Origin of the sequence: Chryseolinea sp. T2 (assembly GCF_037203685.1) — a bacterium.
Taxonomy (GTDB): domain Bacteria; phylum Bacteroidota; class Bacteroidia; order Cytophagales; family Cyclobacteriaceae; genus Chryseolinea.
In genome coordinates this window covers 148,911-167,527 of sequence record NZ_JBBCAU010000007.1, presented here as the reverse complement: position 1 = coordinate 167,527, position 18,617 = coordinate 148,911, and the positions used below count along the sequence as shown (strand labels likewise).

The window sequence follows — 18,617 nt, the reverse complement described above, 5'->3', positions numbered from 1 at the left end:
TACGCGTCTCTTACATGTTCGACCAATGCTGCGGAATCGTCGTCTAACGGTCTGGCTTACTTGTGATAACGGGGCTAAATTGATCCCTACTTTTGTCCCAGATATCAATGTTCAGGCTGCTTTTTTCCCTTGCAAAAGGATCCTTTTTCCTGGGCTGCCTGCTATTGCTTTCCATCGAGCTTCGCGGCCAGGGATGTTGCCCGGCACCTGGGACCTGTAGCCCCTGTAGTGGTGGCATAAGTTCACTGACACTGCGATATCATGGCGTATTCCCGGCTGTGGTCCGGGTTAATGATGCTTCCGCAAACGCGCTATTCAACGATTGGGTCTTTCCTGGTCAGACTTTCACAGTGAATGGCCGTGGCGCCGGCGTCTTCTCCGGAAACTTCGCCTACGTTTGGCTGAACGGCCTCGTCGTAAATGCCACCATCAAAGTAAACTGTACACTTGCGTTCGATCCCTTTACATATTTCGGTTTGTTTACAATCGTCTCGGCTGAAAGCAAGAACGGTGGAACCCTATGCTGCACATCTAATTCCGGATCAGTGTCGCCCCCCGAAATATTCGGATGCCCGCAGGATATTGCTATTTCAACAACAACGGGATGCAACGCTAAGGCTACCTGGACTGAGCCTACTGCTCCCGCGTGTGATGTAGTTTCAATTACGGGGTCGCACGCTTCCGGAGCTACGTTTCCGCTGGGTGTCACGCAAGTGACTTACACTGCGAAAAATTCCGCCAACCTCACCTCGACATGCACATTTAAAGTTACCGTCACCGACGGTACGCCACCTACAGTTACAGCGACAACACCGGATGTCGTGGTAAACGCGGGAAATGATTGTAAGGCTACTGCAACCTGGACAGCGCCGGTGTTTACCGATAACTGCTCGGGTGCAACAGTAACATCGACACATACCTCCGGCTCCGTGTTTTCTATCGGTGCGACCACGGTGACTTACACAGCAAAGGATGTCTCTGGAAACACTGCGACGTCACAATTTACGGTCACTGTAAAAGACACCACTCCACCAGTCGTAAGTGAATGTCCCGGCGATATCACCGTTCAGGTGGCCACCGGGTGTACTGCAACGGCGACGTGGACACCGCCTAAGTTTACAGATGGATGCACTGCCGTCACTGTCACTTCATCGAGCAAACCGGGCGATACGTTCAATGCCGGTGCCAACGTCGTTACGTACACAGCAAAGGACGCAGCTGGCAATACGGCGGTTTGTACTTTCAATGTGTTGATTAAGGATAAAACGGCTCCGCTTTTTAGCAGCTGTCCTTCAGATACCACAATTTCAACGACCGCGACGGGCGGTGTTCGCTATTCGTGGATACCTCCGGTAGCAACTGACGTCTGCTCAACTCCTGAACTTTCATCGACGTATAAGCCCGGAGATCAATTCCCTTTGGGAGTTACAACGGTGGCCTATACGGCGAAGGACGTTTCAGGAAACAGCTCGACGTGCAGCTTCGTCGTCACTGTCAAACAGGAGCACACCAAGCTGGACATTGCGAAACTTCTGACACCAGATGGCAACGCCATTAATGACGGCTGGATCATCGGAAATATAGAACTGTACAAGGAGAATAAAGTTACCGTCGTCGACCGATGGGGGAGCGTAGTGTATTCGGAATCAGGCTACGACAACGAGACGAAAGTCTGGCGTGGACGCAACACTCAGGGCAGCGTTGTTCCTTCCGGAACATATTTTTATACGATAACGGTTCGGTCCGGAGCGGAGAGTAGTGAAACCAGGGGCTTTATCGAAGTATTGAGATGAGGGCCATGATTTCATATCGACTTTGGTTCAGCCTGCTGTGTGCATGTACAGCCTTATCTGTTTCAGAGTCAAGGGCACAACAAGGCGCACAGTTTACACAATACATGTTTAATCCCATCGTCATCAATCCAGCTTATGCGGGATCTGATGAAGCACTCAAGCTCACGCTGCTAAACCGCAGTCAATGGGTTTCGGTGGACGGCGCACCGGTAACGCAGGGCCTGTATGCAAACGGCCTGTTTCAGAGGCAAAGGATTGGTGTGGGTCTTTCATTTGTGAACGACAAGATCGGTGTCCATAAGAATCAGGACCTGCGGGGCATGGTGGCATACCACCTGCCTGTGTCCAAAGAAGCAACTTTGTCATTTGGTATGCAGACGGGCCTGTCGATCGCACGTTCCAACTATGTGTCCTTAAGCAGCGGGTCTGCACTTGATCCACAACTGGCAGGAGCTGGCATGTCATCGACCTCGCTGATGATGGGCATGGGTGCTTACTACCGCAGCAAGCACTTTCATCTTGGATTGTCCATGCCATCGGTCCTTCCTCAAACGACGTCATTGAATGATACCCTTACCATAAAGTGGAAGCGTGTTAACTATCTGCTGTACTCGAAGTACGATTTTCTTATTGGCGACAATCTGAGACTCGAACCAAGCATTTTGCTTAAGTATTATCCTGGTGCACCGATATCATTTGACATTAACACCTGCCTTGTAATTCGTGACGCGCTCACGCTCGGCCTTTCCTATCGTAATAAGGAGTCTGTTGATTTTCTGCTGCGCGCTCAACTTACCCGACAGTTACAGTTTGGATATTCCTATGATCATGTTACCGGAGACGTAGTAAACGCCAGCAAGGGCACGCATGAGATCAGTGTCAGTTACCTGTTCAAGTTTTCACACGAAAACGTGGATTCGCCGAGATGAAACTGACGTGGACGATATTGACCGCTTTGTGTTTCAGCACTTCACTTCAGATGACTGCTGTGATTACCACTTTCGGTCAGGAGACGGTGTTTAGTATCATGAAGTCGGACAATCGGAAAGCGTCTGAGTTGTTTGCCTCAAAACGTTATCGTCAGGCTGCGCGTCTGTATGAATCGATGGCCGATCGTGCTCCCAACTCAAAGTACTATCTGGCGCTCGCGCGCGCTCATTATTATCTGCACGAACCGGTGGAAGCTTCCACATGGTATGAAAAGTATCTGACAATTGAATCTGAGCTGCCTGCAAATGATGTGCTCCTGTATGCAGAGGCACTTGCCTCACAAAAGAAGTACGACCAGGCCGTCAATTACTATAAGCAGTACGAAAAGCTTTCGGACAACGATCCCATGGTCATGAAAAAGATCTGGCAGATCAAGAATAGAAACTACCTTCTGGAAGACTCTCTGCACTACACCATCAAACGGTTGGATTGCAACAAACCGTCTGCGGATATCGCCGCGGTCCCCTATGAAAATGGATTTGTGTTTCTTTCAAATCGTGCCCGCCCGTCGGTAATAAAGAATGTGGATGAAGGCAACAGTCCATTCTTTCGCTGGTATCAGTCAACGATGAAGACTGACTCAACTGGAATCATCGTTCATTATGGAGAACCGGTTTCATTCTTTGAAAAACTTCAGGCCCGCTATCAGTTAGGGCCGGTTTCATTTTTTGACAATGAGCGACAGATGGCTTTTATAGCCAGCAATGCTGATCATCAATTGAAAGGAAAGCGTCCGTTGCAATTGTTCTTTGCTGTTAAAGGCCCGGACGGATGGCAATTCTCTCGTGCCTTTGATTTCAATGGAGCGAACTATTCGATTACGTCTGTTACTGTTCGGGAGGACGGAAAAGTACTTTATCTCTCTTCAGACATGGGGGGTGGACAAGGAGGTCTTGATCTCTATCAATCGACATTTGATGGAAAGGCGTGGAGCAAACCTAAGAATCTCGGAAATGAAATAAACACTGTAGGTGATGAGGCATTTCCATCTATCAGCGGGAACTCGTTGAGCTTTTCATCCAATGGTCTCCCGGGGCTTGGAGGCTTCGATGTATTCAGCGTGATGATGAGCGATCGGGCCATCGGAGAAGTTCAAAACATGGGGTATCCTGTAAATACGAACTTTGATGACTTTGCTTTGAGCCTGAATGCCGACAGATCAAAGGGTTATCTCACGTCAAACAGAAATGGCGGCGACGATATCTACGAGGTGACTATAGATCTGCAGACTTATCCATTCACGATCGCAGGGGTACTGAAATATAAAGAAGAGAACTGGCGTGAATCTGAAACGCTGACTGTTTATCCTCTCGCAGAGCTCGAACTAATAGACAACCTCAAGGGTACTGTTGTTGCGCGCGCTGTGTCTGATGCAAAAGGCGAATTCAATCTTACAATTCCTTATTTCAGTCAGTACAGGATAAAGGTTACAGGCTCAACTGATGGCGATCAGGCTATCGTTAGCCTTGACCTTGGGAAAACCCGCTATGGCGAGAACAGATTCGAATTGGTAGTGGTGAAGAATAGTTTCAAGAAGGATTACTAAAACTGTTTATGGGTCGGAACGTAGCATTGCTGTTTTTTTGCTCACTGGTTGGAAGCGCAACTTCGCTTCTTGCTCAGGAAACGAGCATGATACAGATCAAGGCCTTTGATCAGCAGATGAATGCTGCCTCAAATCTCAGCATCTCGATCAACGATGGCGACTTCATTCCATTGGCAGATAAGAAGGCGACGTTTTATGAGGTGCCAAAAAGTTCACTGCCTCCAAAATCTATCAGGCTAAGCAAGCAGGAATGGGAGGTCGAGTCGTGGAATTTTTCAAAAGGAACGCTGGAAATAATCATTCGGCCGAAACCATATCAGATTATCAAGCTCGCGGTACAAACGGCAAACAAGAGACCGCTGGCAGGAGTAGCAATCGAATACTTCGGTCGTAAGAATGTAAAGCTCACAACTGATGCCGCAGGAAGTATTGAATTACCTATAGCACTGGATGAGCAGCTCACGTCAAACGCTCAGTTCGCTATAGAAGGTTACAAAGTAACGCGTCTGATAAGCAGTTCAACCGGAAAGGTACTTTTAGTAGAGCCCCAAAAACAGCCGGGCAAACGCGACGGTATTGCTCCTTCAGGCACGTTCAATACTGCAAGTCTTGACTCGATTGAATCACTCACTGTATTCTATTCGATGCTGAAGGCCCAAAACATGTCTGATCTGGATGAAGCTACCCGAAAACGTATCGACGAAAGGTTTCATGAGTTGATAGGAGAACTGCAACCCCGCACGCGGCAAAACGAATTTGTGAGCCGCATTTCAGATTCATCGTTTGTGAAGAACGACGTAGAGAACCTCCTCGAGCAGGCGAAGTTTGAAAGTTCTATGATGGATGAATTCCGGCAGGAGTTCGACGACAAGATCCAGGTGATTAACAAAAAGTTAACCGGAGGTACCTCGGCATTAAGCGCGACAGAGCGTGAGAATTTATTGAATGATCTTGGTACGCTTGAGGAGGTTCTAAGACGAAACGAAGATAAGTTCTATAAGAACATATCAGACTACAGGATCATACTTCGCTCACTTAAGGCCTCGTTTTCCGATATTAAAGATCTTCAGGACAAACTCAGCGCAAGTGAGATTCGCCGCCTCGAAGAACAGCAGGAGTTTCGTACGAAGATCTTACTGGCGGTTACAACACTTACCCTTTTTGGGGCGCTTCTTATTTGGTCTATGCTGTTGCGTAATCGCGTGATGACACAGAAGAAAAGCCTTGTCAGAGCCAACGATGAAATACAGCGCATCAATGAAAACCTTGAAGTACTTGTATTTGAACGATCGAGGCAGCTGGTGGAAGCGTATAAAGAAATGGATATCTTTCTTTATCGGGCATCTCATGACCTGCGTGCACCAATATGTACGATCATTGGGTTGTGTAATCTTGCTATGCATGATGCGAATGGCGACGATGAGCTTGTAAATAAGATTTCAAACACCGCCATCAAAATGGATGGCTTGCTGAAGAAGCTGAAGATGATCAGCGAAGTCAATCAGCCAAGCAATTATTCTCCTGTTCTACTGCCGGCTATGATCAAAAAGATCTGCAATGTATTCAGCAGATCGATTACCGAGCACAACATTGAAGTGCTCGTGGACAACGACGCAAGCGTACATTTCTATTCTTATCCTGATCTGATTGAAATCATTTTGTACAATCTGATCGAGAATGCGCTGTTCTTTAGTACGCTCACCCGGGGGCGACGTCCGAAAATTCAGGTCATGGCCAGTGTGGAAGAGAATAACCTATTCCTGAGTGTTTACGACAACGGTGTGGGCATTGATGACGAAACGCGTATTAAGTTGTGGACGATGTTCTTTGTGGGCCATGAGCATTCCAAAGGCAATGGGCTGGGATTGTATATTGTTATGAAGTCGGTGCAAACCTTAAATGGCAAAATTGACGTTGAGACCGTTGCGGGATCTTTTACCAGGTTCTCGGTCACCATTCCAATCAACAGCAAGGTGACTTCGGCCATTAATCGCCTTAATAATACACGGGAATTGGAGGCGCTGCCTGCCTAGAACAGCAGGTTAAGGCTATTTTTACGGTAAAACTGAGATAATTTGGGCCGGGATGCAACTCCCGATACCTCAAACGCGTCTCTTTCCTTAAAACCAGCCTGAACATGAAACTATTAGCCTACATCGGCTCACTACTAATCGCGACAGGTGCTTTGGCACAGGATGCCCGATTTTCTTTCAAAGAAAGCTATACTCTCTCATCCTCACCGCAGGTGGCAATTTCTTCTTCGGACGGCGACATAGAAGTCGTGAATATTGAAGGACCCAACACTGATGTCTTCTTTATTGTGAAGAAGCAGAATAAGGTGTTGAGCATGAACCGTGCTGCGCTTGAAAAGGAGCTTGAACTGACCGTTGAGAAAACCGATAATTCACTCAATATCGTTGTAAAGTATCCAAACAGTCATGGCATTATGGACTGGAAAGACCGTGTTACGGTGAGTTTCCGCGTGCAAACCCCAAAAGGAACAACCTGCGACTTACGTACTTCCGATGGCAACATCAGCATTACCGGGCTGTCACGTGATCAAAAGATGCGTACCAGCGATGGAAACATTCACATTGAGAACATTCAGGGATCTGTATGGGCGTCTACATCCGATGGAAATATTGAAGCTAAGCATGTGGGTGGCGCAGTTGAGCTTAAAACAAGCGATGGCGACATCAAGGTGAACGAAGTAACCGCGGGAGCAACGGCCACTACAAGCGACGGCAACATAACCATTACGAAGGCAAAGGGTGACGTAAAAGCAAAAACGTCGGATGGTGACATCAATTTTCAGGACCTGGATGGAGCATTAACGGCAAGTACTTCGGATGGTAATATAAAGGGCAACATTCAGCGACTTACAAAGGAGTTGAGTGCGCATACGAGCGACGGCAACATCAGTATATCTGTGCCAGCTAACCTTGGTCTCGATCTGGATATTAAAGGCGAATCAATCGACGTTCCCTTAACGAATTTTTCCGGTCGTTCTGATGAGAAGCATGTACAGGGAAAGTCAAATGGTGGAGGAATTCATGTAAATCTTTCTACATCCGGCAACGTGAGGCTGGTGTACAACTGAGTTATCTAACTTACCTGAGAATATTATAGGGGGATGAATTGTGCCGTCGCTGTTATGAAAGAAAAAAAGAGGCTGTCGGTTAAGACAGCCTCTTTTTTTACTAATACCAGGCGTACTAGTTATCCGTGATTGGCTTTCCATTAGCATCAAATCGATATGCTTTGAGGCGGCCTTCTACTTCATCCTTGATTTCAACGATGAACACTGACTTATCGGTATTGGAGTAGACTGCTCCATTTTCCCATCCTTTAAATTGAGGACGATCCAGTGTTGAACGAAGACCTGTTGGTACATCGCCTGGTTGGATTTGAGTCATGTCCTTACGATATGCAGGAACAGTTGCGGACTGAGAAGGCTGTTGAGCCGGTTCAGTAGGTTGCTGTTGAGCTTGAGGCTGCGGTGTCTGAGGCGTTTGGCTCGGATCAGTCGGCGTTTGACTTGGATCAGTTTGAGGCTGCTGAGTTTGTTCAGCAGGTTGTGAAGGCCTAAACGATGTCGAGTCTTTCGCTTGTTGTTGTGCAGGCTCTTGTGCATATGCAGCCGCACCCAAACACAGTGCACCTGCCATCATCAATACTATCTTTTTCATGATACTTCTGTTTAAATTTTAAGTTAAAGTTTAAAGATTCAGTTGTCATATCATGAATGAATACCGTGCCAACGCGACTTCAATCGTGTTCTTTGGGCTTTATGCTGGTCAATGCAGCAATTTCTGTTGGATTTTTCTACAAAGATGTATTAGCGGTGTGACGTACGTTCCACGTTCATGACGCTTGTCTCGTCCTGTGGAGCCATTGTGGTTTATTCGCCTCAGCGGATTGTCAATGATGTGGCCATTGGTTGCGCAATGGAACTTTTTTACAGAGGCACGATATTTACAGTACCATGCTTATTAGCGTATTTTTTGGTGATTTTTTCATACAACAACTATGGATCAGCTCGGACGTTCGCTACTTGACAAGGGCATTAAAGACTACCTTCTTCAGCAAGTGAAGAAAGAGTTTGGCGATGATTTTCAATATGTTGTTCATCGCATCGACCACCTTATTTCACACTACAATCTAAAAGATCTGCGCTGGGCAATCAGGCGTGAGATCGAGGAAGCGAAGAAGGAACACTAAGCAGTTTGTGGTAATAGATGTAGCTCAACGCTTCCAACGCAAACGGTACGACCATGAACAACATGGGAGGCACAAATCCTGACACTGTAATTGCCGAATAGGTCGCGCCAAAGAGATCGAAGAAGAGGCCCGCATACGCCCACTCCTTTATGCGTGGAAATCCAGGCACCAGAATAACAATCGAACCAAGCAACTTCAGCCAGCCCATTAAACTGATAAGATATTTGGGATAGCCCAGACTTGTGAAAATCTCTATGGACTGCTGGTTTACCATAATATTGGGAATTGCCGAGAAAATCATGAAAGCAGCGAACAGAGCGGTGAAGATCCAGTAGAGAATTTTGGTCGTTTTCATATGAGAGGAAGTTTATTTCAGATGAATTTGATTTGTGCTGTTAAGCATTTTTTTCTATGCCCGTTGCATAGTGAATCAAAGTTATAAAATCGGGTGCTGTGTGGTATGGGCGGATCCGACATTCTCAGAGGTAGAATGCGACTAGTTGTAATGGGTAGCGGAAGCGTCGTATATTTCCGTTCGGCTCCTCTATTCTCATATGAAGATACATTTGTCTATAGTACTGGCGATCGCAGTATTATTTCCCGGCTCGATTCAGGCACAAACAACATGGAAGCACGGTCGGTTACATGTAACACCCGACAAGACCGGATTTCAATACCGCGACGGCACTCCCTTCTTTTGGTTGGGTGATACCGGGTGGGAGTTATTGAACCGTCTCACAACAGAAGAGGCCATCCATTACCTCGATGATCGTGCGGAGAAGGGTTTTAATGTCATCCAGATCACGGGGCTTTCCCTTGAATCCCTGGAACGGAAAAACAGGTACGGCGAGCAGCCACTGCATAACCGTGACCCCTTGAAGCCGAATGAAGCTTACTTTACCAGACTGGACACGATAGTAAAGCTTGCTCTTGACAGACAACTTGTGATCGGTTTGGTGGTGACCTGGGGCGACAAGGTTGTTCGCGTTCCGGGTTATGGCGCCGACCCTATAATATTTGATGAGGCGAAAGCCCGGTTCTTTGGCAACTGGATGGCCAGACGATATGCGCAGTTTCCAAACATTGTGTGGATACTCGGTGGTGACGTTGCTGCCGTAAGAGAGGAAGGTGATTTTCGGAGCGTATGGGGTGCTATGGCCGAAGGCATTATCTCAGGTACAGGAAAGGATCGTTTGATCACCTATCATCCCTCGGGTTATCGGTCGTCTTCTGCGTGGTTTAATAATACAGAGTGGCTTGACTTCAATATGATTCAGTCAAGCCATGGTGAACATGATGCTCCAACGTGGGAATTTGTAGCAACGGATTTGAAGCTTACGCCGAAAAAACCAACGCTGGATGCAGAGCCCAACTATGAAGACCACCCGGCACACCCCTGGCCCAAATGGGAGCCTGACAGCGGTTACTTCAGAGACTATGATGTACGTAAGCAATTATATCGGTCCGTGTTCGCGGGAGCGGCCGGCGTAACGTATGGGCACCACGCCGTTTGGCAATTTCTTAACGAGCGGGAAGAAGTGGGAAACTATGCAGATAGGGGATGGGTTAATGCGCTCGACAGACCAGGCGCCAGGCAGGTGAAGTACTTAAAATATCTGATGGAATCTTATCCTGCCTCCGGTCGGGAAAGAGACCTGTCGATAATAATTGCAGGGCAGGGGAACAGTAAGAAAGATCACGCTGAAGCGTTTCGTGCTGCGTCAAAGAAATACGCTATGATTTACCTTCCGGTGGGGAAAGAGATATCCGTCAATGCTACTCAGCTCACTGGTAAGCGCACAAAAGCGTATTGGTATAATCCGCGAAACGGCGAGGTCACTGTCAGTGCCACTTTAACGAAGTCATCTTCAATGAAGTTTACGCCGCCTTCGTCAGGTGCAGAGAACGACTGGATATTGATATTAGAGGATGCTGATTCAAATTCAGCGGCATTCTCTTCTTATAAGAAGAAATGAACCTTTCAGGATTGATATCCCATCAGAACTGATTGATATTGTTCATCCGATGATTTGGATAGGATAGTACATTGAAGATTAATAACAGATGAAAGCACTAGTCTGCCCAGAGCCATTTCAATTCGAATACAGAAATGTCGATCCCGCGCCATTGAAGGAGAATCATGTCCTTCTGAAAATCCGGCGCATTGGGATATGTGGAACTGACTTGCACGCCTTCGAGGGAACACAACCCTTTTTTTCTTATCCGCGCATTCTTGGTCACGAGTTGGCGGGCGATGTTTACGACTGGAACGGCAACAAACCACAGCATGGTGAGCGGGCAACATTTATCCCTTACTTCAATTGCGGAACCTGCATCGCCTGCAGGAATGGAAAACCCAATTGCTGCGCTACGCTTAATGTATGTGGAGTACACAGCGATGGGGGAATGGTGGAGTACTTTCAGGTACCGAACGATAAGTTGATCTGCTCGGATCTTTCCTACGAGGAGCTGGCCCTGGTTGAGCCGCTTGCCATTGGGGCGCATGGGATCCGACGTGCACAGGTAGCAGTGGGTGAGTTTGTTCTCGTAGTGGGAGCCGGGCCGATTGGTTTAGGAGTCATGGAGTTTGCCCGCATCGCAGGAGGACAGGTTATTGCTATGGACATCAACGAAGACAGGCTGGAATTCTGTCGCACCAAACTACGCGTTCCTTTTACCGTTAATGCGTCGCGTCCCAATGCAATCGACACTGTTCGTGAAATCACCGCAGGGGATATGCCAACGGTAATCATAGACGCCACAGGAAATCTGCGGGCCATCGAGGAGAGTTTTCAAATGATAGCGCACGGAGGTCGATATGTTCTGGTGGGATTACAACGCGAACGTATCGGCGTGGTGCATCCTGAATTCCACAAGCGTGAGGCTACGCTCATGAGCAGCCGCAATGCCACACGGGAAGATTTTGATAAAGTAATGGATGCCATGAGCAAGGGTCTCGTGACCCCGACTACATATATCACACATCAAATGCATTTCGATGAATTAGCGGGACGCTTTCCTGCGCTGCTCGATCCAAAGTCGAAGGTCATTAAGGCGATGGTTTCGCTGTGACCTGACTCTTTCCAAACTCTAGTCCATCGAAGTTAAGTTTTTCAACCTTGCCGTTGACGCCGACTATGAACGTCGCAGACAGCTTGTAATGATCTCCAGCTGCCCCGTAGAAAGTATCGTAATGCCAGTGCGGCAGTTCAGCAACCAGGAACCCATTATTGACATCGAACCTCAGACTGTTGCCCACCACAGTAACTTTGGTGATACCATAAACTTCATTGACGTATTCTCCTTCGAACTCTGCAAGGGGCAAAGTAGTTTTGGTACTGGCAACACGATCATTTTCAAATTCTCTAACACGCTTTTCGTGTTCTTGTTTCAGCGAAGTATAAAGTGTCTTGAACTCCGCATTCCAGTCGCGGTCATTGCCCAACACGAAATGATCGAATGCCTTATACATTAGCGCGTGACGAACTTCGGCGTGGTCGTAGTTACCAAAGATATACACACCGAATCGATCATCCTGCAGCAGGCCAGCGATAGCGGTTAGCCCGGCCAGACTACCTGTGTGAAAGTTTACCATTCGACCACGGTAGTCGATCTGATACCAACCAAGGCCGTAGGTTACCCAATGTGGTTTGAGAATACTGAATGTTGGATAATCGTTATGAGGCGCAATGGTCTGGGGCTTGAATAGCTCGCGAAAAGAAGCCGCTTTCACCAGTCGACCGCCTTCATATTTTCCGCTGTCGAGCAATGCCAGTATCCATTTGCTCATGTCGTCAACGTTCGACCATACGCCACCTGCCGCACCAATTCGCGTGCTCTTGTCGTAACCGATGATTTTAATTTCACCGTTAATTGCAAAGTGAGGCTTTGTGATGTTTGGAGAGTTTGTTAACACTCTATCGGGAACCGTACTCGTCATGCCCAGCGGCTTGAACAATCGTTCAGTCATCACATCGTTCCACTTCTTACCAGTGATACGTTCGATCACAACACCAGCAATCATGTACATGGTGTTTTGATATTCGAAGCCGGCGCGGAATGAGTAGGAGGGTTCAACGTGCACGAGCTTTTGAATCATTTCCTCCCATGTAAAATCGGCTATGTCCCAAAAGTAGTCGGTGCCTGCAACTCCTGTATTGTGCAGTAACAGATCGCGCACTCTCAATTCACGTGTGACATAGGGATCACGAAGGCGAAGCTCGGGTATGTACTTGTTTACCGGATCATCCCAGTTCAATTTTCCTTCGTCCACCAGCGTTCCAAGAACGAGAGCAGTCATGGCTTTTGTCGTCGACGCGCAGGAGAAGAGAGTTTGTGTATCGACTGCTCCCTGTCTGCCAAGTTCACGCACACCATAACCTTTCTTCAACAATATCTTGCCGTCTTTAACCACCACGATGGAGAGACCCGGAACGTCCCATTCCTTCATCGCTTTGGAGACGTATGAATCGAACTCATTAATAGTTTTTTGAGAGACAGGTTTCTGTGCTGCGGCGACAACGGAGATCATAAGCGCAGCACATAGGGCGGCTATTCGCATGGGAAAGTTTAGGTTAATGCGGATGTTTGTTGCTACAAAATATCGATTACTCCCGTCTTTTCATATTGAGCAGCTTCTTAAACTCCGGATGAACTTGTGAAGTCTGAAATTCAGTTATCCGGAACTCTGCCAGTTTATGAATGAAAAAAGGATCTTCGCTGAGTATCTCATCCAGCGCTTCGCGTGAATCTGCCAGGGCCAGAATGATCCCGCCTGTTCTGGGCACCTTTCTGCCGGAAGCGATGAAGACGTTCTGGCTATAGTATTTACGAAGGAACTTAACGTGTTCCGTCATATGCGCGTCGAGCTTTTCGAGGGCGACGATGTAGTGCAGGTCGATGACAAACATGAAGAATTAAGAATTAAGAATTATGAATTATGAATTGAATTGTGAAATGAGTGAATGGTTTAATTGGTCTGTTTCCGGGTCTTTTTACGCCTGAAATCTGACTGTATCATACTCCATTCGTCAACCGAAAAGGGCAGTTTGCCGCGTACCCCGGCGGCGTGTGGTCACAACAGTGTCGCTCGCTGTATCCAACGGGTACGGCGCTGGTTACCTGATACCGGTCTGCCGAATGGAGTCACTTATTTACAATATTACCAACCTTCCCCTATGAAGCAATTAATTACGCTAATGCTGAGCTGCGTCTTGCTGCCTGCGTTCGCAGCCGACCCTGAAGTCGACAGTACGCAAGTGTTTCTGGACAGTCTCGAATCTACCTTCCATTACCAGGAGGGTGAAATCAAATTCGACAACAATGTCGGCATACTGAAGGTACCTCAGGGCTTCCGTTATCTCGATGCCGATCAGGCCCGTTTTGTAATTCATGACCTGTGGGGAAACCCCGGCGGTGAAGGCACCATGGGAATGATTGTTCCTTCGAACATTCCTATTACATCGGCAGAGTCGTGGGCATTTATTGTTACGTACGATGAGATGGGTTTCGTGAAAGATGATGATGCCGACGACATCGATTACGACGACATGCTTTCCGATATGCAGGAGGAAACAACCGAGGAAAACAAAGAGCGTGAGCAGGAGGGTTACGATCCGATTTCAATCATTGGATGGGCATCAAAGCCTTTCTACGATAAGGACAAGAAAGTACTGCACTGGGCCAAAGAGATAAGCTTCGGCAATTCTGACGTACACACTCTTAACTACAACGTTCGCGTGCTCGGACGCAAGGGCGTTTTGGTTCTCAATGCCGTTGCTTCAATGGATGCATTGCCAACTGTAAAAGAGAACATCGATCCTGTGTTGAGCGCATTTCAATATGCCGATGGTTATCAATACGATGATTTTGATCCGGGTATAGACAAGGTGGCTGCCTGGACCGTAGGAGGCCTGGTGGCAGGCAAGGTGCTGGCGAAAGCGGGAATCTTTGCTCTGCTGTTAAAGAACATCAAACTAATCGGGCTCGCCATCGTCGGAATGGTATCTGCTGCGATCAAGTGGTTCCGTCGTAAAACTGAACCACCGACTGTCAAAGAATTTCCCGTAGATAATCAGGCATAAATCGCTGTCATCATAAAAGAGCGCTTCCTACTTGCAATATTGTTGCAAATAGAAAGCGCTCTTTCTATTTTGGTGCCCTCAAAGGTTAGGACTGACCCGGTAACAAGCGATTCAGTCAATACCCATTGATTTTTACGAATGAAGGTCCTGGTATCTAAGCGGCAGATCAAAAACTCACTGAGGATGCTCAGTGCAGCAGCGATGTTGTTGCTCTATGTAATAGGCACAGCGCAGACAGGTTACCTTCACCAACTGCTTCATCCCCAGGAGGCAACTGCAAGTCATTCTCCGAAACAGGAAGAGGATCCATGCCACCGGTCCATGTACCACGGTGTGGATACCGGTTGCCGGCATGAGTTTCACCTTGCCAAAAAGCATTCGTGTTCGTTCATTCACACGCTAACGCACTCGGATCCGGCGCTGTTCGATACGAGTCATGGTTTCTTCACCACTCCACCGATATCAAAAGTGCTGTTGCCAGACAGCCTTGAGACGGTTATTGTAACCTACACCTTTCTTACCAGGGGACCGCCTTCAGAATTACACGCATAATAATGACGCTGTAATTCTTTAATACCCTTTCCCATTTTAAAATGCTCATGCGCAGTATACTATTGCTGGCGCCCTGGTTGTGTTTCTGCATACCAGCCACGGCCCAGTCGTCATGTACCAGTTCTTTAACTGGTATCATTGTCGATGAACAAGACCGTCCACTTAGTGGGGCGGCCATCATGATCACACCCAGGCAGCTGGGGCAGTTGTCGGATGCAGAAGGTAAATTTCAATTCTCAGGACTCTGTCCTGGTGATTACACAGTTAAAGTTCAGTTTCTCGGATATGAGGACCTTTCGATGACGTTACGCATTTCAGGTAGCGTCAATCGTGAGATACACTTGAAGGAGCTAGCCACTGAACTTGAGGAAGTCGTTATTCATCACGATGCCGAACATACCGAGACGGCGACGAACATTGCCGAACTTGATGAACGAAAGCTATCCGAAAATGCGGGTAAAAGTCTTGGTGAAGTGATGCGTGATGTAACAGGTGTGAATAGTATTCAATCCGGTCCCGGAATATTTAAGCCGGTTATTCACGGCGTCCACAGCCAACGAATACTGATATTAAATCATGGCATACGACAGGAGGGACAGCAATGGGGAGCAGAACATGCTCCGGAGATAGATCCGTTCGTTGCATCCAATGTTGTTGTCGTAAAGGACGCGTCTGCAATCAAGTATGGTTCCGACGCTCTTGGGGGAACCATCATAGTGAACCCGGCCGAATTGCCTGAGAGCGGCGGCATCACGGGAGCGTTACACACCGTGCTGCAAAGCAACGGACGCTCTGGTACAATATCCGGTACGTTGGAAGGTGGAATCGGAGAGAAGACAGGCTGGGGATGGAGGTTGCAGGGCACAGCCAAAGGGGCCGGTGATTATCATGCTCCCAACTATTCGTTGACTAATACCGGAGTCCGTGAATTCAATTTCTCCATGGCCACAGGTTATCACGAAGAGAAGCGCGGGTTTGATGTGTTTTTCAGCCGCTTTCAAAGTGAGCTTGGCATTCTGAAAGGAACTGCAATAGGCAACCTGGACGATCTTGCCAATGCTATGGGCCGCGAGGAGCCTTTGTACACGACTGATTTTTCATATGACATAGGTGCGCCCAGGCAAACCGTTAATCACAGCCTGCTGAAGATCAATGGTCACCATCAGACCGATCGCGGAGAGTGGCGTGTTCAATACGGATTGCAACAGAATAACCGAAAGGAATACGATCTGCGCATGGGTGATCTTGAAAACACGCCGGCCATGAACCTGAAGCTCACAACGCAGACCCTGGATGCCGAATGGGAAACTCTTCATACAGGCCGCGCTAGTCACACCTTTGGCGTGAATCTTATGACGCAGGACAATCAGAATGTTCCGGGCACTCAACGCATCCCCTTCATTCCTAACTTCTTTACCTTCAATACGGGGGCCTTTGGATTCAGCAAGATCTCACTTCATACCTGGACTATCGATGTCGGGGCCCGTTACGACTTCCGTTACTACGATGTGAAGGGCTACGATTTCAAGAACACTTATTATGCGACATCGTTTCAGTTCAACAATGCCAGTGCAACTGTTGGTGCAACGCACCAGATAACCGATAAGCAATCGCTTCGGATAAGTGTTAGCAGTGCCTGGAGACCGCCGCATGTTGCTGAGCTTTTTAGTTTGGGTACACATCAAAGTGCTGCAGCAATTGAATATGGTTTGCTGCTGAATGATTCTACCAACGAGGTCATGAACTTTGATGATGTTAACTTTCGCACAGAACAGGCAGTAAAGTCAGTTATCACATATCAGCTCGACTGGCGCAAGTGGTCGATACAGGTTAGTCCTTTCATCAACTACATTTTCAATTACACTTATCTGCGTCCAACAGGCATAACACAAAATTCAAGAGGTACGTATCCATATTTTCGTTACACGCAGACAGACGCACTGTTTACTGGAGCCGATGCCAGCATTGTGTTGCAGGCCAGCCATCATTGGAAAATCGCGGGAAGCAGTTCGCTGTTGTTGGCAAGCGATGTTCGAAACAACGACTACCTGGTCTACGTGCCTTCCAACAGGTATGATCTGACTGTTAGATACGAAAAGCCGGTGCTTGCATTCGGAAAGAATTTCTATGCTGAAACGAAGTTCCGGTATGTCGCAAAGCAAACACGTTCGCCCAGGGTTGTGACGATCGAAGAGATCAAAGATGCAATTGAATCAGGAAGCAATCCGTTTGCCGGCGATCCATCAAACTTCGATTACATGGCCGCTCCTGACGGATATCTGCTTTGGAACGCCGCCGTGGGATGGACTCTCGGGGGTAAGCGTACGCAGTATGACTTCCGGCTTGCTTCTGAGAATATGCTGAACACTTCATATCGCGAGTACACGAACCGCTTTCGATACTATGCCGACGACATGGGACGTAACATCATCCTTTCTGTAAAATGTATCTTCTGATGAACAAGTTCCGATTCATTGTTTGCAATGTGCAGAGTGCACTGTTTGCAACAACCTATACAGCAGGTTTAATGGTCATCATCCTTTGTATCATGACATCATGTGAAGCGGAGGAGCCTACAAGAGAGGATTCGCCTGAAATGGTAACCACAGTAACCTTAACATTTACACCTCAGGACGGTAGTGAACCCGTTGTCGGCACGGCTGTTGATCCGGACGCTGAAGGCATTAGGGATATTGAGACCGATGGTCCAATTGAACTGAAAGCAGGAACCACGTACATGCTGACTCTTGGAATGTACAACGATCTCGCAGATAAGGACTCAGATGAATATGATATCTCTGCAGAAGTGGAAGCTGAAGGTGATGAACACATGATCTTCTTTGGATGGACAGGCAATCTGTTCACTAATCCTTCGGGTGATGGTAACATTGATTCCCGCAACGATCCGATTCAATACGAGGACGAAGATGTGAACGGGCTGCCATTGGGTCTGAATACAATATGGACTACTGGCACCCCGACATCAGGTTCGTTTCGAATCCTCCTTAAACATCAGCCCGAACTCAAAAGTGCAACTTCAACGTCGGATATGGGAGAATCGGACTTAAATGTGATGTTCGAAATTCGCATCAAATGACGTGGCGCTTTTGGCCAGTGAAGTAAATCAGGGGATAGGATTCCACATTTTTTAACTTCAATATCAACCCCGGGCGCGTTTGGTGTGCCTGGGGCGATGGTATAGTATTTGGGTGGTAGATAAAAAAAGCTTATGAACAAGATACTGAAAACTGGTGATAAGCTCGACCACGAGGGAAAATCATGGACGATCACTCAGGTAAGCGAAGATAATGAAGGTCAGATCGTATTCCATTTACGCTGCGGCCAGGAGCTTTCAGTTGTGAAAGAATCTGATCTGGAGAAAGAATTGAGCATTGAACTAAAGCACGCCTCATCGTCCAAACGCAGATGAGG

Annotated in this window: 17 protein-coding genes; 13 read left to right on the top strand and 4 right to left on the bottom strand. The window is 47.5% G+C overall.

From position 1 onward, the window contains the following. Nucleotides 1-107: 107 nt before the first annotated feature. From WBG78_RS21860 to WBG78_RS21840, 5 genes are all read left to right on the top strand, one after another. Nucleotides 108-1,793 carry an HYR domain-containing protein gene (locus WBG78_RS21860; RefSeq protein ID WP_337328625.1) on the top strand — a complete coding sequence of 562 codons (1,686 nt, stop codon included), beginning with the start codon at nt 108-110 and terminating at the stop codon, nt 1,791-1,793. Then, nucleotides 1,790-2,722 (top strand): PorP/SprF family type IX secretion system membrane protein, encoded by a 933-nt coding sequence (locus WBG78_RS21855; RefSeq protein ID WP_337328624.1) that lies wholly within the window; start codon nt 1,790-1,792, stop codon nt 2,720-2,722. The genes WBG78_RS21860 and WBG78_RS21855 overlap by 4 nt, the downstream gene beginning before the upstream one ends. Continuing rightward, nucleotides 2,719-4,329 carry a tetratricopeptide repeat protein gene (locus tag WBG78_RS21850; protein WP_337328623.1) on the top strand — a complete coding sequence of 537 codons (1,611 nt, stop codon included), beginning with the start codon at nt 2,719-2,721 and terminating at the stop codon, nt 4,327-4,329. The genes WBG78_RS21855 and WBG78_RS21850 overlap by 4 nt, the downstream gene beginning before the upstream one ends. 8 nt (nt 4,330-4,337) lie before the next feature. After that, complete coding sequence (locus WBG78_RS21845) at nt 4,338-6,362, top strand: sensor histidine kinase (RefSeq protein ID WP_337328622.1); 2,025 nt, start codon at nt 4,338-4,340, stop codon at nt 6,360-6,362. A 104-nt stretch (nt 6,363-6,466) separates the two neighbouring features. Beyond that, nucleotides 6,467-7,429 (top strand): DUF4097 family beta strand repeat-containing protein, encoded by a 963-nt coding sequence (locus WBG78_RS21840; RefSeq protein ID WP_337328621.1) that lies wholly within the window; start codon nt 6,467-6,469, stop codon nt 7,427-7,429. A 115-nt stretch (nt 7,430-7,544) separates the two neighbouring features. Here WBG78_RS21840 and WBG78_RS21835 read toward each other — a convergent pair whose 3' ends face one another. Beyond that, nucleotides 7,545-8,018 (bottom strand): hypothetical protein, encoded by a 474-nt coding sequence (locus WBG78_RS21835; RefSeq protein WP_337328620.1) that lies wholly within the window; start codon nt 8,016-8,018, stop codon nt 7,545-7,547. Nucleotides 8,019-8,358: 340 nt separating this feature from the next. On the opposite strand from WBG78_RS21835, the gene WBG78_RS21830 reads away from it, so the two are divergent. Then, nucleotides 8,359-8,550 carry a hypothetical protein gene (locus WBG78_RS21830; protein WP_337328619.1) on the top strand — a complete coding sequence of 64 codons (192 nt, stop codon included), beginning with the start codon at nt 8,359-8,361 and terminating at the stop codon, nt 8,548-8,550. Here the strand turns inward: WBG78_RS21830 and WBG78_RS21825 are convergent. Beyond that, nucleotides 8,513-8,905 (bottom strand): DoxX family protein, encoded by a 393-nt coding sequence (locus WBG78_RS21825; RefSeq protein ID WP_337328618.1) that lies wholly within the window; start codon nt 8,903-8,905, stop codon nt 8,513-8,515. The genes WBG78_RS21830 and WBG78_RS21825 overlap by 38 nt on opposite strands. A gap of 199 nt (nt 8,906-9,104) precedes the next feature. Between WBG78_RS21825 and WBG78_RS21820 the strand changes: the two genes are divergently transcribed. Both WBG78_RS21820 and WBG78_RS21815 read left to right on the top strand, forming a co-directional pair. Next, nucleotides 9,105-10,526 (top strand): glycoside hydrolase family 140 protein, encoded by a 1,422-nt coding sequence (locus tag WBG78_RS21820; RefSeq protein WP_337328617.1) that lies wholly within the window; start codon nt 9,105-9,107, stop codon nt 10,524-10,526. 88 nt (nt 10,527-10,614) lie between these two features. Continuing rightward, on the top strand, nt 10,615-11,622 hold the full coding sequence (locus tag WBG78_RS21815) for a zinc-binding alcohol dehydrogenase family protein (protein ID WP_337328616.1): 1,008 nt from the start codon (nt 10,615-10,617) through the stop codon (nt 11,620-11,622). Here WBG78_RS21815 and WBG78_RS21810 read toward each other — a convergent pair. Together WBG78_RS21810 and WBG78_RS21805 are read right to left on the bottom strand one after the other, a co-directional pair. Beyond that, nucleotides 11,600-13,111, bottom strand: a complete 1,512-nt coding sequence (locus WBG78_RS21810; RefSeq protein WP_337328615.1) for a serine hydrolase — start codon at nt 13,109-13,111, stop codon at nt 11,600-11,602. The genes WBG78_RS21815 and WBG78_RS21810 overlap by 23 nt on opposite strands. A gap of 46 nt (nt 13,112-13,157) precedes the next feature. Continuing rightward, the gene (locus WBG78_RS21805; RefSeq protein ID WP_337328614.1) at nt 13,158-13,460 is read right to left on the bottom strand and encodes a YciI family protein; all 303 of its coding nucleotides are present in this window, start codon (nt 13,458-13,460) and stop codon (nt 13,158-13,160) included. A 267-nt stretch (nt 13,461-13,727) separates the two neighbouring features. On the opposite strand from WBG78_RS21805, the gene WBG78_RS21800 reads away from it, so the two are divergent. The 5 genes from WBG78_RS21800 (at nt 13,728) to WBG78_RS21780 (ending at nt 18,615) form a co-directional block, all read left to right on the top strand. Continuing rightward, the gene (locus WBG78_RS21800) at nt 13,728-14,633 is read left to right on the top strand and encodes a DUF2167 domain-containing protein (RefSeq protein ID WP_337328613.1); all 906 of its coding nucleotides are present in this window, start codon (nt 13,728-13,730) and stop codon (nt 14,631-14,633) included. A 138-nt stretch (nt 14,634-14,771) separates the two neighbouring features. After that, on the top strand, nt 14,772-15,185 hold the full coding sequence (locus tag WBG78_RS21795) for a hypothetical protein (protein ID WP_337328612.1): 414 nt from the start codon (nt 14,772-14,774) through the stop codon (nt 15,183-15,185). 47 nt (nt 15,186-15,232) lie between these two features. Next, on the top strand, nt 15,233-17,641 hold the full coding sequence (locus WBG78_RS21790; protein ID WP_337328611.1) for a TonB-dependent receptor: 2,409 nt from the start codon (nt 15,233-15,235) through the stop codon (nt 17,639-17,641). Beyond that, nucleotides 17,641-18,282 (top strand): hypothetical protein, encoded by a 642-nt coding sequence (locus WBG78_RS21785; protein WP_337328610.1) that lies wholly within the window; start codon nt 17,641-17,643, stop codon nt 18,280-18,282. The genes WBG78_RS21790 and WBG78_RS21785 overlap by 1 nt, the downstream gene beginning before the upstream one ends. A gap of 132 nt (nt 18,283-18,414) precedes the next feature. Next, on the top strand, nt 18,415-18,615 hold the full coding sequence (locus tag WBG78_RS21780; RefSeq protein ID WP_337328609.1) for a hypothetical protein: 201 nt from the start codon (nt 18,415-18,417) through the stop codon (nt 18,613-18,615). Nucleotides 18,616-18,617 lie beyond the last annotated feature (2 nt).

What these genes read in the sequence shown, in the direction of transcription:
- WBG78_RS21850 (WP_337328623.1), top strand. Translation starts at nt 2,719, where the DNA reads ATGAAACTGACGTGGACGATATTGACCGCTTTGTGTTTCAGCACTTCA.
- WBG78_RS21830 (WP_337328619.1), top strand. Translation starts at nt 8,359, where the DNA reads ATGGATCAGCTCGGACGTTCGCTACTTGACAAGGGCATTAAAGACTAC.
- WBG78_RS21810 (WP_337328615.1), bottom strand. Translation starts at nt 13,111, where the DNA reads ATGCGAATAGCCGCCCTATGTGCTGCGCTTATGATCTCCGTTGTCGCC.
- WBG78_RS21845 (WP_337328622.1), top strand. Translation starts at nt 4,338, where the DNA reads ATGGGTCGGAACGTAGCATTGCTGTTTTTTTGCTCACTGGTTGGAAGC.
- WBG78_RS21780 (WP_337328609.1), top strand. Translation starts at nt 18,415, where the DNA reads ATGAACAAGATACTGAAAACTGGTGATAAGCTCGACCACGAGGGAAAA.
- WBG78_RS21840 (WP_337328621.1), top strand. Translation starts at nt 6,467, where the DNA reads ATGAAACTATTAGCCTACATCGGCTCACTACTAATCGCGACAGGTGCT.
- WBG78_RS21855 (WP_337328624.1), top strand. Translation starts at nt 1,790, where the DNA reads ATGAGGGCCATGATTTCATATCGACTTTGGTTCAGCCTGCTGTGTGCA.
- WBG78_RS21790 (WP_337328611.1), top strand. Translation starts at nt 15,233, where the DNA reads ATGCGCAGTATACTATTGCTGGCGCCCTGGTTGTGTTTCTGCATACCA.
- WBG78_RS21805 (WP_337328614.1), bottom strand. Translation starts at nt 13,460, where the DNA reads ATGTTTGTCATCGACCTGCACTACATCGTCGCCCTCGAAAAGCTCGAC.
- WBG78_RS21815 (WP_337328616.1), top strand. Translation starts at nt 10,615, where the DNA reads ATGAAAGCACTAGTCTGCCCAGAGCCATTTCAATTCGAATACAGAAAT.
- WBG78_RS21785 (WP_337328610.1), top strand. Translation starts at nt 17,641, where the DNA reads ATGAACAAGTTCCGATTCATTGTTTGCAATGTGCAGAGTGCACTGTTT.
- WBG78_RS21795 (WP_337328612.1), top strand. Translation starts at nt 14,772, where the DNA reads ATGAAGGTCCTGGTATCTAAGCGGCAGATCAAAAACTCACTGAGGATG.
- WBG78_RS21860 (WP_337328625.1), top strand. Translation starts at nt 108, where the DNA reads ATGTTCAGGCTGCTTTTTTCCCTTGCAAAAGGATCCTTTTTCCTGGGC.
- WBG78_RS21800 (WP_337328613.1), top strand. Translation starts at nt 13,728, where the DNA reads ATGAAGCAATTAATTACGCTAATGCTGAGCTGCGTCTTGCTGCCTGCG.
- WBG78_RS21825 (WP_337328618.1), bottom strand. Translation starts at nt 8,905, where the DNA reads ATGAAAACGACCAAAATTCTCTACTGGATCTTCACCGCTCTGTTCGCT.
- WBG78_RS21820 (WP_337328617.1), top strand. Translation starts at nt 9,105, where the DNA reads ATGAAGATACATTTGTCTATAGTACTGGCGATCGCAGTATTATTTCCC.
- WBG78_RS21835 (WP_337328620.1), bottom strand. Translation starts at nt 8,018, where the DNA reads ATGAAAAAGATAGTATTGATGATGGCAGGTGCACTGTGTTTGGGTGCG.